The 11,933-nt window shown below is 61.5% G+C and carries 14 protein-coding genes; 9 read left to right on the forward strand and 5 right to left on the reverse strand.

The features are described from left to right. Nucleotides 1-76: 76 nt before the first annotated feature. The 3 genes from MHY24_RS08040 to MHY24_RS08050 all read right to left on the reverse strand — a co-directional run bounded on the left by MHY24_RS08040 (nucleotide 77) and on the right by MHY24_RS08050 (nucleotide 1,530). Nucleotides 77-652, reverse strand: coding sequence for a hypothetical protein (locus tag MHY24_RS08040; RefSeq protein WP_239229383.1), 576 nt, complete (start codon nucleotides 650-652; stop codon nucleotides 77-79). Next, nucleotides 645-809 carry a hypothetical protein gene (locus MHY24_RS08045; protein WP_239229385.1) on the reverse strand — a complete coding sequence of 55 codons (165 nt, stop codon included), beginning with the start codon at nucleotides 807-809 and terminating at the stop codon, nucleotides 645-647. The genes MHY24_RS08040 and MHY24_RS08045 overlap by 8 nt, the downstream gene beginning before the upstream one ends. 349 nt (nucleotides 810-1,158) lie before the next feature. Next, nucleotides 1,159-1,530, reverse strand: a complete 372-nt coding sequence (locus MHY24_RS08050; protein ID WP_239229387.1) for a hypothetical protein — start codon at nucleotides 1,528-1,530, stop codon at nucleotides 1,159-1,161. 156 nt (nucleotides 1,531-1,686) lie between these two features. Between MHY24_RS08050 and MHY24_RS08055 the strand changes: the two genes are divergently transcribed. From MHY24_RS08055 to MHY24_RS08080, 6 genes are all read left to right on the forward strand, one after another. Beyond that, nucleotides 1,687-3,063 carry a M20 family metallopeptidase gene (locus MHY24_RS08055; RefSeq protein ID WP_239229389.1) on the forward strand — a complete coding sequence of 459 codons (1,377 nt, stop codon included), beginning with the start codon at nucleotides 1,687-1,689 and terminating at the stop codon, nucleotides 3,061-3,063. Nucleotides 3,064-3,105: 42 nt separating this feature from the next. Further along, nucleotides 3,106-4,326: a sensor histidine kinase gene (locus MHY24_RS08060; RefSeq protein WP_239229391.1), complete on the forward strand. Its 1,221-nt coding sequence runs from the start codon at nucleotides 3,106-3,108 to the stop codon at nucleotides 4,324-4,326. Beyond that, nucleotides 4,323-4,934 carry a hypothetical protein gene (locus tag MHY24_RS08065; RefSeq protein ID WP_239229393.1) on the forward strand — a complete coding sequence of 204 codons (612 nt, stop codon included), beginning with the start codon at nucleotides 4,323-4,325 and terminating at the stop codon, nucleotides 4,932-4,934. The genes MHY24_RS08060 and MHY24_RS08065 overlap by 4 nt, the downstream gene beginning before the upstream one ends. After that, on the forward strand, nucleotides 4,931-5,596 hold the full coding sequence (locus MHY24_RS08070; RefSeq protein ID WP_239229395.1) for a response regulator transcription factor: 666 nt from the start codon (nucleotides 4,931-4,933) through the stop codon (nucleotides 5,594-5,596). The genes MHY24_RS08065 and MHY24_RS08070 overlap by 4 nt, the downstream gene beginning before the upstream one ends. A gap of 66 nt (nucleotides 5,597-5,662) precedes the next feature. Further along, complete coding sequence (locus MHY24_RS08075) at nucleotides 5,663-6,874, forward strand: sensor histidine kinase (RefSeq protein WP_239229405.1); 1,212 nt, start codon at nucleotides 5,663-5,665, stop codon at nucleotides 6,872-6,874. Beyond that, a complete protein-coding gene (locus MHY24_RS08080; RefSeq protein WP_005326390.1) occupies nucleotides 6,871-7,524 on the forward strand; it encodes a response regulator transcription factor in 654 nt (217 codons plus the stop codon). Before MHY24_RS08075 ends, MHY24_RS08080 begins: the two co-directional genes overlap by 4 nt. A gap of 19 nt (nucleotides 7,525-7,543) precedes the next feature. Here MHY24_RS08080 and MHY24_RS08085 read toward each other — a convergent pair whose 3' ends face one another. Continuing rightward, nucleotides 7,544-7,924 carry a hypothetical protein gene (locus MHY24_RS08085; RefSeq protein WP_239229407.1) on the reverse strand — a complete coding sequence of 127 codons (381 nt, stop codon included), beginning with the start codon at nucleotides 7,922-7,924 and terminating at the stop codon, nucleotides 7,544-7,546. Nucleotides 7,925-8,093: 169 nt separating this feature from the next. Between MHY24_RS08085 and MHY24_RS08090 the strand changes: the two genes are divergently transcribed. The 3 genes from MHY24_RS08090 (at nucleotide 8,094) to thpR (ending at nucleotide 10,242) form a co-directional block, all read left to right on the forward strand. Further along, nucleotides 8,094-9,488: a YeeE/YedE thiosulfate transporter family protein gene (locus MHY24_RS08090; RefSeq protein ID WP_239229409.1), complete on the forward strand. Its 1,395-nt coding sequence runs from the start codon at nucleotides 8,094-8,096 to the stop codon at nucleotides 9,486-9,488. Nucleotides 9,489-9,573: 85 nt separating this feature from the next. Beyond that, a complete protein-coding gene (locus MHY24_RS12075) occupies nucleotides 9,574-9,696 on the forward strand; it encodes a hypothetical protein (RefSeq protein ID WP_255342548.1) in 123 nt (40 codons plus the stop codon). Nucleotides 9,697-9,699: 3 nt separating this feature from the next. Beyond that, complete coding sequence (gene thpR / locus MHY24_RS08095; RefSeq protein ID WP_239229411.1) at nucleotides 9,700-10,242, forward strand: RNA 2',3'-cyclic phosphodiesterase; 543 nt, start codon at nucleotides 9,700-9,702, stop codon at nucleotides 10,240-10,242. Here the strand turns inward: thpR and MHY24_RS08100 are convergent. Then, the gene (locus MHY24_RS08100) at nucleotides 10,239-11,930 is read right to left on the reverse strand and encodes an FUSC family protein (RefSeq protein WP_239229420.1); all 1,692 of its coding nucleotides are present in this window, start codon (nucleotides 11,928-11,930) and stop codon (nucleotides 10,239-10,241) included. The two genes, thpR and MHY24_RS08100, sit on opposite strands and share 4 nt — an antisense overlap. Nucleotides 11,931-11,933 lie beyond the last annotated feature (3 nt).

Raw genomic sequence — 11,933 nt, forward strand, 5'->3', positions numbered from 1 at the left:
TTCTTTTCAATCGCATCAATCTTGGCCTTATCGGCCGGATCTCGTCTCGCCACAGTAGTCATTCTGGCTTATCTCCTTATGCGGGATCGGTTCCCACACACAAACCATCAGACACTCTCATAGAGCTCATAACGCCGTAGAAGAAGGAAAAGATCTTATCCATCCGCACGGTGTCAGTGACATACAGACCATAAGAAGAAGACTTCTCGTTACCGTCATAGAAAGCTAGGAAACCACTCTCGCGGTTGCTGCTATCGTCCGGCATAATCACGACAAAGTTGTACTTCTTGATGACCATAATCGCGATAGCAAAGTATGGTAACTCTTTAGGTACTGCGGTCTTGGTCTTTATCACTTGATCCTTTTCCGCGTAGACAGCATGAATACGCGTCAGCATCTCCTGAGACATATCCTCGGCTGATTTATCGCAAAAGCCCTCTTCGTCTACTAGTTGAAGGGCGGCGGCGTTAACAAGAATCGACGTTGGGCGAAGAAGAAACCGGGTGTGGTCAACCGCTGCGGTCTTTGAAGACTTGGTCTTTGTCGAAGACTTAGACTTCTTCACGTCTTCAAGTTCCGCTAGGGTGTCGAGGACCTTGTCCGTATCAACACCATTGGTGCCATAGATAGAAGACAGAATCTCGTTATCCATTGCGGACCTCCTTGGCATTGAGGGCCTCAGTGACAGTGTCTAGTTGCTTAGCGCTAAAGCGCGGGGCGCGGCGTACAACTTCGTCTACATAAGCGCGTACATCATCATTAGCCTTCGCTAATGTTCTGCGCTCCCTCTCTTTCAATTGAGTGGACATAAAAAATCCTTTAAGAATTACGTCCGGTACCGGACTTAAAAACAAAATTAATAATATAAATACAGGTCCGATTTTATACACTCGATTACGGGTGCTTTATCTCTTCTCTGCACTTTCAATATAACCAGACTATGAGGGAGCGTGCAAGGGATTATAGAGGCTGCGTGCTCTATGTTTTTATATGACATTTAGGTACCCTGTTACATTCATGGGTAATGACCTGAAACCATAAGATCTAGCCCAAAACCGCCGTAAATAGTATTTGTGCCGGTCACGCGATGTTTATGCAGGATAGGAATGCTATGCATTATTTAACAGTGTTGGACCCTGTTATAATTCATGATGTTCCCTAATGCACTTTCTTGGGTTGTCGCGGCGGATACATCTCTTTCAACCGTGTGCGCGCGAGCCGCTCCACGTCTTGGTCCGTAGCGCATAATTCTGACCGCAGTGCCCACGCATCCCGCTTGGATTTCGTGCGCGAGACGTACTTTTCGATGATCTTCAACGTCGCCAAGCAATGCGTGGTTGCCCGACACGAGCGCTGTCGGCGGGTGAAGGGGGTGGGGCCAAAGTAGACGTCGGCAAGCGCAAGCAGGCTCCGGGCCTCCTGCCGGGGCAGGCCCAGGCGGCGCAGATCTGCCTCGGGTACGCCTGAGACCTCGCCGAGAAGTTCCATCGGCGAGGCGAGTTGGCGGGCGTAGTCCTGCAAGCGGGTCATGCCGGCGAGCCTAAAACACCTCGCCAGGCCGCGGTAGCGCTCCCGCGTCGGCCTGTGGATAACTCGCCCCACGCATCACATCAGCCCCGAGCCCAGCCGGCGGCCTGTGGATAACCTGCTGTACCCTCGAATGCGAAAGCGAGAAAAGGAGCCCTCATGACTGACCCGACCAAGCGGATTCGCCCCACCACCCCCGGACGTCTGGCCGCGCCGCGCCAGGCTCAGCAGCTGCCGCCCCTGCCGGTGACTCGTGCGCGCATTGGCGAGCGGATGGCCACCGAGGCCTTCCAGGAAATGGGCGAGGAGATGCTCGAGGAGCTGCAGAACTTCCGCCGCGACCTGCACCGCAACCCAGAAATCGGCCTCGACCTGCCGCGCACGCAGAAGAAGGTCCTAGAAGCGCTGGAGGGCCTGCCGCTGGAAATCCACGTGGGCCAGGACTTGAGCTCGGTGGTGGCCGTGCTGCGCGGCGGTCAGCGCGGCGAGCGGCCGGTGTCGGTGCTTTTGCGCGCGGACATGGATGCCCTCGAGGTACGCGAGCAGACCGGCAGCCCGTTTGCGTCGACGAATGGCTACATGCACGCCTGCGGCCATGACCTGCATACCGCCGGACTGGTGGGCGCGGCGCGGATTCTCTGCGAGCACCGCGAGGAGCTGCACGGCGACGTCACCTTTATGTTCCAGCCCGGCGAGGAAGGCCCGGGTGGCGCGCTGCCCATGATTGAAGAGGGCGTGCTCGACGCCGCTGGCCGACGCCCCATTGCCGCCTACGGCCTCCACGTTGGCCCGCAGGACCGCGGTACCTTCCACTACGTTCCAGGCCCGATGATGGCTAGCTCGTCCAACCTGACCATTACGGTGCTGGGCAAAGGCGGGCATGGCTCCCGCCCGCACGATGCCATCGACCCGGTGGCGGCGCTGGCGGAGATTCAGATGTCTTTGCAGACCGCGCTGACCCGCCGCTTCGATGCGCTCGAGCCCATCGTGATTACCGTGACCAACCTGTGGGCGGGAGACGGCGCGTATAATGCCATCCCGGAGCGCGCGGCCTTGGGCGCTACGGTGCGCGTGCTGCGCGATGAGAAAATCGACGCCGTGCGGCAGATGATTACGGAGGTCTCCAGCTCCGTCGCTGCCTCGCACCGCTGCACCGCGCAGGTGGATTTCGAGGTTTTGTACCCGACCACCAAGACGAATCCGCGGGAAAATCAGTTCGCCGCCACCTTGTGGAGCCAGATGTTTGGCACTGAAAACGTCCAGCCGTTCGATGCCCCGATGATGGCCTCCGAGGACTTCGGTTACGTCCTCGCGCAGGTGCCGGGCACGTTTATGTGGATGGGTACGGCCAATCCGGACAAGCCCGAAAATCAGCGCGAGTGGAACCACTCGCCGATGATGCGTTTTGATGACTCCGTGTTGGGAATGCAGTCCGCGGCGCTGGCTGCCGTCGCGTTTGAGCGCCTGGCTACCGAGAACGAGTATCCGTCCGCGCAGACGAAGGCCATGCGCGATGCGGCCGGGGTGCAAAAATAATTCATCCCTAGGGATTATGGCCATGGGCTTAAGCTTTAGGCCATGATCAGAACGAAGTGGAGCACGGCGGGAATTGTTGCCGCTTGTGCAGTGGCGAATTGGCTCATCGGCGTGGCGTTGATGAGCTTCGATATTGAGGAATACTCGCCGTCGTTTGAGGAGTACGGGCCCTATATCTGCACCGGCTTTGCGGTGGGCGTGGTGACTATTATTGCCCTGCCCTTTGCCTTAGAGCACCAGCCGCGCGAGCTTTCCGACGTCGACTATGCCGGCTCCACCCGTAGCTTCATCGCCGGTTGCATCGTGCTCCTGGGGTCGAGCTCCTATTTTGGTGCGGCTAGTGGAGTTGTGGCTTTTATTTCCATGGTCTCGCGCCGATCGACCTTGCGTTCGGTGGCCGCAGTGGCGTGCTTCGTGGTGGCGTTTGCGGTTGAAACTAGCTTTAACCCCTATATGGCCTGGGACGATATCGGATGGGTTGGTGCCATCTTCGTTGTTGTTGTGATGGTCGCGGGGTTATTGGTAGGCCAAAAGCGTGGCAATCTGCGCGAAAAGCGGTGGCGGGTGGAGCAACAAGCCCGGATGAATCGCGAAGAGATGCGCGCCAGGGTAGAACGCGCGCGGCAAGAGGAGCGCGAGAATATCGCGCGGGACATGCACGATTCGCTCTCGCACCGCTTGAGCCTGGTGGCCATCCATGCGGGTGCGCTGAGCTATCCGCGCGAGGGCGTGCCCGACGAGTTCACAGACGCAGCGCGCACCATCCGCACGGAAGCCCAGAACGCGGTAGAAGATTTGCGCACCGTCTTAAGCGCCTTGCGCGAAGACCTTTCCGAGGATCCGCGCACCACCTTAGAAGAGCTAGTCGCGGCCGCGCGTGAGGCCGGAGCCGAGGTGACCGTGACCTACGCGGACGGTGCCAGCCCGGATGTTTTTACTGGGCTATCCACGATGGCGCAGCACGCCGTGCACCGCGCAGTACAGGAAGGCCTGACCAATGCGCGCAAGCACGCCGCTGGCCAGCCGGTGAGCATTACGGTGCGCGAGGTGGCCGGTGAGGTGGGCATCGAGATGCGCAACCCGCTCTCGGCGGCTAAGGCCGGGGATCGCGCAGGTGCCAGCGCCGGCGGCTACGGGCTGGTGGGACTGCGCGAGCGTGTGGAGCTATCCGGCGGGCGCATGAATGTCCACGTCGGCGAAGAAGGTGAGGAATTTAGCTGGAGCATCCTGCTACCACTGGCGCACAAGGAGGCCACACAATGAGCGAAATGAGTTGGCAATTGCGCCATCCCGATTACGGGCTTATGCGCATCGACTTGGAAGAGACCACGGAGCGCGAGGGGTGGACCGGAAAGTACTTGGATTCCACGCGCAGCCTTTTTACTTCTACGGTCGACGGCACCACGCGCAAGCTCAGCTATATCGACACCGATGACTCGGCCTATAGCCTGGAATTCCTGCGCGGATACTGCGACGATAACGCGCCGGAAGACGCCGACCGCATCGAGCTGGTGGAGCGCCGTGGTTACATCGTTCCGGAGTTTCGCGGACAAGGAGCAAGGGTGATGTTTGCGGCGGTGGGGAAGGTGGACGTCGATAAGCGCCTGCATCGGGTGAACTTATGGACGTTGCTCCTGCAGACTGCGCTGACATTCATTGCGGCCACTCTAGTCATCGACTTTTTCCCGAAATTCTTCGAAAAGTTAAACGATATTCTCGTGCCCTCGTTCCTTAACGCCGTAGTGGCGGGCCACGCCAAGATAGTGCCGGTAGTACTGGCGATCTTCGTGGCGCTTACAGTGGCGTATACGCCCGTTGCGTCGCAGTTCTGGCGCGCGCGGTGGAATCAACCAGTGGGAAAGGAAGCATGATGGCCGACGCACTGCGTGTAGTGCTCGTTGACGACGAGGATCTAGTCCGCAGCGGCCTGCGCCTGCTGCTATCCAACGCGCCCGATATCGAGGTCGTGGCTGAGGCGAGCAATGGGCGAGACGCGGTGGCTACCGTGCTCGACGCGCAGCCCGACGTGGTGCTGATGGATATTCGCATGCCGGTCATGGATGGCATCGCGGCCGTGGAGAAGATTCTGTCCGTCCACGCAGTGCCGATCATCATGCTCACGGCTTTTGACACCGATTCCTTCATCCTGCGGGCTCTGCGTGCCGGGGCGGCGGGGTTCCTGTTGAAGTCGACGCCGCCGGAATCGCTCATGGCGGCCGTGCGTGCGGCCGCGGCGGGGCAGCCGCTGTTGAGCCCGCAGGTCGTCGACAAGCTGGTAGGCATGCAAAGCCCCGCGCTTTCCGACGCCCATTCACACCACACCCGCACCGCCCGCAACCGCCTAGGCGCTCTTAGCTCTCGCGAGCGCGAAATCGCCGAGCTGGTGGCGCAGGGCTTGAATAACCAGGAAATTGCCGACCGGCTCGTGGTGTCCATGGCCACGGTAAAGTCCCATATGCAGCACATTTTGAAAAAGATCGGCGGCACGAGCCGCGTGCATATTGCGATCATGGTTTTGGAAGCGCGTAGCTAGGGTCGAAGTATCCTCCCTGCGGGGGATACCGCGCGGGCGGCGGGCCGGCTTAAACTGGTGCGCGTTATGAAGTTATTCCGAGAATCCGATGCGATGCTGCAGCGCCCGCTGTGGCTAAAGCTCGTCATCGCCGCGGTGGCCTTGATCGGCGATTTCTTGGTCGTGGCCTTCTGGGTGGGTGATCACGACGCCGCAGAACATCGGTTATTTTCCACATTCGCGGCGACGATAGGCACTTGGATCCTTCTGCCCTTTGCCCTGCGCCATACCGCTGCGGAGCGCGACCCGCGTAGCACCCAGCCGGGTCCGCGCAGCGCGTTGGTAGCGGCGACGATCATTTCTGCGACGGTCTCGATAGCTGAGGTCCGGCCATCGGTATTTATGGCGGCGTTTTCTGTGGCCTCGCGCCGCAGCCGGTTGTGGATGGCGACGGTATGTGCGGCCATGGTGGCCTCGAAGCTGGTCACTCTCGATCTATCTCGAAGCGAAGGGCTTAATGCTCCCGGGAAGCTGGGATTTTTCATTGCCATCATCCTCCCAGCAGTAGTGGTTTTAGTCGTCGGGTTGGTTCGCTCGAACCAGAAGGAGCGCACGATTGCGCTTCAAGCGCAGGCAGAGCTCACGCATGAGGAAATGGCCATGCGGGAAAACTTTGCGCGGCAAGAGGAGCGCGACCGGATTGCGCGGGATATGCACGATACGCTCTCGCACCGGCTGAGCATGATTGCGGTCTACGCGGGTGGGCTGGCCTACCGCAAGGATTTAAATCCGGAGGAGACGCGGAAATCTGCGCGCACGATACGCGATGAAGCCGAAGCCGCTGTGGGCGATCTGCGCGAGGCGTTGCACTCGCTGCGCAGTGAGGGGCGCATTGACCCGCGCGAGGGCGTGGAATCGCTGGTGGAGCGCTCCCGCCGGGCGGGCATGGACGTGGAGGTGCGCTACAAGCAGGGCGCGGGGCCGCAGTCGCTGGAGGAGCTGAGCACCATGGCCGGCCACGCGCTCAACCGCGCGGTCCAGGAGGGCCTAACCAACGCCCGCAAGCACGCACCGGGCGAACCGGTGACCATCACCATCGCCGCGCTTGCCGACGCCCTCTTAATCACCATGTCCAACCCCGTCGCCCTAGCCGGGAAGAAGGGGAGTGGGAACAGTGGTGGGTACGGGATCGTCGGCATGCGCGAGCGCGCTAGTGTGGTGGGCGGATCGCTACAGGTAAACGATGAGGAAGATAGGTTCTCGTGGACTCTGCGCCTGCCGAGGAAGGAAGAAAAGTGAGTGAAATTCGGGTGGTGCTTGTCGATGATGAGCCGCTGCTGCGCCACGGCCTGCGCATGATCTTGGAAGGCGCGCCGGGCATCAGCGTTATCGGCGAGGCCGGAAACGGCAAGGAGGGCGTTGAGCTCATCCTGGCCGAGGAGCCGGACGTGGTGCTGATGGATATTCGCATGCCGGTCATGGACGGCATCGAGGCGACGGCGCAGCTGCACTCGCTCGCCGGCGCGCGCGATATCCCGGTGGTGATGCTCACTGCCTTTGATACCGATGAGTTCATCCTGCACGCCCTGCGCGCTGGGGCGGTGGGCTTTTTGTTGAAGACGACGGCGCCGGAGGCGCTGGTGGCGTCGGTAAGAGCGGCGGCCCAAGGCCAGCAACAGCTCAGCCCGAAGGTGCTAGAAAACCTGGTGGGGCTGGCGGCCACGCCGCCGCAGCCGGAACAAGAGATGATTCAACCCAGCGGGCTGGCCGAGCTGAGCGAGCGCGAGAATGAAATCGCCCAGCTGGTGGCCCAGGGGCTAAGCAACGCCGAGATTGCCGAGCAGCTATTCATTTCCCTGACCACGGTCAAGACGCACATGAAACACATCCTGGCCAAAATCGATGGCACCAACCGGGTGCACATCGCGATTGCGGTTCTCGGCGGTTAGGCGTGGCTGGGCTGGGCCGCTAGGGCCGGCGGAAAATGGCGGAGGCTAGTCCCACCAGCGCGATAACGCCGACGATAAGGGACGCCACCGGCCAGTACTGCGGGAAGTACTTGAGCGTGTAGCCGAATACTTGGCCGTCATCGAACTGCTGCCATAGCGCGAAGGGCATCCACCACAGCTTGGTTAGCGTGAGGATCGCGCCCGCCAGGCCGGTGGCAACCCGCGCGCCACCGCGCAGGAAGAAGCTCGCCGCAACCAGCAGTACGCCCGCAATGGTCAGGGCGAATAGGAGGGGAGTTTCGGTGCCCAGCGGAGAGCCGCGCAGCAAGAACTCATGGTCAATTTCGTGTTGTTCGATGAGGGTATATCCATCGAGTACTACGTCATCTGGGATTCCCATTATTTCTCCTTGTTTGTACCCGGAGCGGCAGCGGCGCCTTAGGTGGCGTAGGGAAGGCCGACTGAAAGGCGGACAGTTGTCACCTTAGAACCGGGTTGTACATTCATTATAGACACATCTGTCTTAAAGGGCGTAGTCTGAAGCCCTCGACTCGATACAAGGAGACAGTGTGATTATTACCGGACTTCTCACAGGCATCGTCTTCGGTGCTGTGCTGCAGCGCGGGCGCTTCTGCGTGACCGGCATGCTGCGCGATATTTTCCTCAATAAGACCTGGCGTGGTTTTACCGCCCTGCTCATTTTGATTTCGGTGCACGCCTTTGGCCTTACCCTGTTGACCGGCGCTGACGTGCTCTCTCCGGAGATTGCTGATTTCAAACCAGTAGCCGTCATCGTGGGCGGTTTCATCTTTGGTCTTGGCATCATCTTGTCTGGCGGCTGCGCCTCCGGCACGTGGTACCGCTCTGCCGAGGGCCTAGTCGGCTCGTGGATTGCGCTGCTGTTTTATGGACTATCGGCCGCGGCGATGAAGTCTGGTCCGTTGGCTGGGGCGAATGATTGGTTCAAGCAGTGGAGCCTGCCAGTAACCACCATCCACGACGCGCTACATATCTCGCCGTGGATTCTCGTGGCTGTGCTGTGGGGCGTGACCTTTATGCTGTGGCGCCACTACCGCGCCAAGGATGCCGGGCGCCCGAAGGTGGACCTTGGTCAGCCGTGGTACGCCAAGCCGCTGAATATGAATATCGCGGCGGTCGCTGTTGGCATCATCGGCACGGTGGGCTTTGTACTTTCTGCCGACGCCGGCCGCAATGGTGGCCTCGGCATTACCACGCCGACCGCGGACATCGTCCGCTGGACCGCCACCGGCGATTCCGCGCGTATGAACTGGGGCACCCTGTTGGTTATTGGCCTGCTGGTGGGCGCTTTTATCGCCGCCAAGTCCGCCGGTGAGTTCCGCGTGCGCGTGCCCGATGCGCAGACCGCGACCCGCGCTATTTGGGGCGGCATCATGATGGGCGTAGGCGCGTCACTAGCCGGCGGCTGCACCGTGGGCAATGGCATGGTGGAGACCTCCCTGTTTAGCTTCCAGGGCTGGGTATCGCTGTTCTTTATGGCCCTGGGCGTCGGCGCGGGCGCGCGCCTGTGGCTCAAGCCGAAGAACGCGCAGAGCCGTGAGCCGCAGCAGCCGCAGACCTACTCCACCGAGGAATCCGTGGATAACTCGGTGGTCTCCGCCGAGGACAAGGTGCTGCCGAGCTTCGCCACTGCCACCGGGGCGGTAGCGCTCAAGACCAAGCCGCAGGTTAAGAACAAGGCCCGCGCGCTGGGCGGCGGACACTATACGCTCGATACCCTCGGCGCGGTGTGCCCGTTCCCGTTGATTGAGGCCAAGCAGGTCATGGCGGAGCTGGAGACTGGCGAGGCGCTTGTCATTGACTTTGACTGCACCCAGGCCACCGAATCCATTCCGCAGTGGGCGGCCGATGAGGGCCATGAGATTCGTGATTTCCATCGCTCGGGCGATGCTGGTTGGCAGGTCACGGTGGTCAAGGGCGGATAATTACATCATTGTCAGCTACTATGTGGAGGCAGAAGAATCGAGCGTGATTCTTGTGCCTCCTTTGTGGTTTGAAAGAAGTTATTGCATGCCCGAGTTTGATGATAATTCCACCGCTGTTGCGGATATTTTGCATGCCTTCGCCGTCTTTGAGCGCGAGGAAGAACACCTGCTGGACGCGGAACTGCGCCTCAACGTCTATGCCAGCTAGGCCATGATCCGCGTCTTTGCTGCGCTATTGCCCTCGGCCGCCGCGCGCGAGCATTTGGTGCATACGCTGCGGCCCATCCATGCGGCAACTACTAATGAGCTGCGTTGGACGGATCCGGATAATTGGCATGTGACCATGGCGTTTTATGGAGAGCAGCCCAATGATGCCGCGGCGGTGCGCGAGCACCTAGCCCACGCGGTGGCTGGGCGCGCGGCGTTGGATGTGCACCTGAGCGGGGCGGGGAGCTTTGAGCAGCGCACGCTATGGGTGGGCGTCGGCGGGCAGGCGCGCGGTGTGCGGGAGTTGATGGCGGAGTGCCAGCTTGCCGACGTCCCCTTTAGCCACCACCGCCCCCACCTCACCGTCGCGCGCGCTGGTCGGCGGACCCGCGAGCCGTGGGCGCTGGCGGATTATGTGCGCGCGTTATCGGTGTATCGGGGGCCGGAATTTCGCGCGGACCGGGTGTGCCTGATGCAATCGCACCTCGGTGAGGGCCGCGGCGGTGGCCCACGCTACGAAGTTATAGAGGAGTATCCGCTGTTTTAAGCGGCGCGTGCGGTGCGGATTTCGCGGACGAGGGAATCAAGCTCCGCGCGGGTGGCGGTACGATCCGGATGGGTGGTGCAGAAATCTAGCAGGAAGTAACCGGCATGTTGTACGGCAATGTGGCGGGCCCAGAATTGGCGCACGGCATCGCGGTTATCCACAGCGAGGGACTGGATGGCGCGGCGCTCCGAAAGCAGCTCGTACTGCAGGTCGCGGCGCGCGGACAGTACGGCATCTGGGGTATTGACAAAGAGCAGACCGAGCAGGGTGGCCATGGACTCCATCGCGCGGACCTGCAGGCGGGCCTGATTGCGCACGGGGGCGCTGCGCTGCCATAGCCACAGCACCGCGGTGGCGATGAGGATGGATAGGACGATCTCGCCGCAGCGAGCCTGGATGGTGGGCCACAAGGGGCGGGTGGCGGAGTTGCCCATGAGGAGGGCGAGCGGGGTGGAGAAGATAACGCAGATGGCGTAGTTCTTAGCCACGAAGATTTCGGCGCAGAATTGGCACGCGGCCAGCGCGAGCAGGAGCGTCCAGCCACTAATGCCAAAGTAGTGGAGGATAGAAAAGAGCAGCACGCCGACGACGGAGCCGAGCATGCGGTGGATGCCGCGGACGGTGCCCGGCACGTGATCCGGTCCCCATTGCAGCATGAGGAAGGCAGAGACCACGCCCCAGTCCGGGCGGTCGAAGCCGAGGGTAAGGCCCACCAGTACGGTAATGGCCGCGGAAAGGACCACCTTTTGGGTGGTGACCATGGCGTGCGAATCCCGGACCGCGGCGCGATACAAGCGGTAGCGACCGGTGGGGCGGGTGTGCGGGATGGCGGTGCGATCCGGATCGACGTCGGTGACATTATCGGTGAGCTGATCCGAATCGGCGCCCAAATCCAAGGCGCGATTATGCGCCACGATGGTGTGCTGCGCCGCGAGGGTGCGCTCTACTAGGTGGGCACCCTGGGAGTCGATGACGCGGCCGCCGCGGATAATGCGGGCGTCGGAAAGCGCCTGCCAGGCAGCAAAGAGCGCGGTCTGCGCCTGGTGGTGGCGGGCCAGGGAATCGTCGCGGTCATCCTGGAATGCGGCCGCGGCCTTTTCCAGTGCGGCGACCGCGCGGCGCTCGGGGCCGTGGGCATCAATCAGGGCCGGCGCCATGCCGAGCACGAGGCTGGCCACCATGCCCGTCAGCGCCCAAAAGAGCAGCTGGCCCACGGTGACGTCGGTGCGCGCGAGCATTACCGAACCGCCGCCAACCATGACCAAGAAGAAGGTGCCCGGCGGCGGCAAGCGCAGGGCATTTTGGGCAAAGCCGCACACGGCGGCCAGCGCCGTGGTGTACAGGCCGGCCAGCAGCAGCCACCAATGGCCGTGGCCAGGCGCAAAGATGAGGTGGCCTACCAATACGCCCACGGCCGCGACGGTAATGAGTGCAGTACCGGCGGTGAGCATGACGCGCGGGCGGGTGCGATAAGGGTGGCCCTCGCCAAAGATGACGGTGAACGCGCCGGTGGAAATGAGCAGGATGGCGTAGTCGTGGCCGGTCAGCAGCGCGATGGCGCCGGGAATGAGAATCGCCAAGCCCGCGCGCAGGGCACTGGGCCAGCGCACCGAGGCGCTATTAAACGCGGTGAGCAACTGGGTGGTGCTGGGGCGCTGCGGGATGGGATAGTCAAGCTGGGTGGCCACGGA

This window comes from Corynebacterium sp. ACRPQ (assembly GCF_022347225.1).
In the GTDB taxonomy this organism is placed as follows: domain Bacteria; phylum Actinomycetota; class Actinomycetes; order Mycobacteriales; family Mycobacteriaceae; genus Corynebacterium; species Corynebacterium tuberculostearicum_D.

Excerpts from the sequence above, each read along its gene's own strand:
- MHY24_RS08075 (WP_239229405.1), top strand. The coding sequence starts at position 5,663 with ATGAAGTTATTCCGAGAATCCGATGCGATGCTGCAGCGCCCGCTGTGG.
- thpR (WP_239229411.1), top strand. The coding sequence starts at position 9,700 with ATGATCCGCGTCTTTGCTGCGCTATTGCCCTCGGCCGCCGCGCGCGAG.
- MHY24_RS08045 (WP_239229385.1), bottom strand. The coding sequence starts at position 809 with ATGTCCACTCAATTGAAAGAGAGGGAGCGCAGAACATTAGCGAAGGCT.
- MHY24_RS12075 (WP_255342548.1), top strand. The coding sequence starts at position 9,574 with ATGCCCGAGTTTGATGATAATTCCACCGCTGTTGCGGATATTTTGCAT.
- MHY24_RS08060 (WP_239229391.1), top strand. The coding sequence starts at position 3,106 with ATGATCAGAACGAAGTGGAGCACGGCGGGAATTGTTGCCGCTTGTGCA.
- MHY24_RS08065 (WP_239229393.1), top strand. The coding sequence starts at position 4,323 with ATGAGCGAAATGAGTTGGCAATTGCGCCATCCCGATTACGGGCTTATG.
- MHY24_RS08040 (WP_239229383.1), bottom strand. The coding sequence starts at position 652 with ATGGATAACGAGATTCTGTCTTCTATCTATGGCACCAATGGTGTTGAT.
- MHY24_RS08055 (WP_239229389.1), top strand. The coding sequence starts at position 1,687 with ATGACTGACCCGACCAAGCGGATTCGCCCCACCACCCCCGGACGTCTG.
- MHY24_RS08070 (WP_239229395.1), top strand. The coding sequence starts at position 4,931 with ATGATGGCCGACGCACTGCGTGTAGTGCTCGTTGACGACGAGGATCTA.
- MHY24_RS08085 (WP_239229407.1), bottom strand. The coding sequence starts at position 7,924 with ATGGGAATCCCAGATGACGTAGTACTCGATGGATATACCCTCATCGAA.
- MHY24_RS08050 (WP_239229387.1), bottom strand. The coding sequence starts at position 1,530 with ATGACCCGCTTGCAGGACTACGCCCGCCAACTCGCCTCGCCGATGGAA.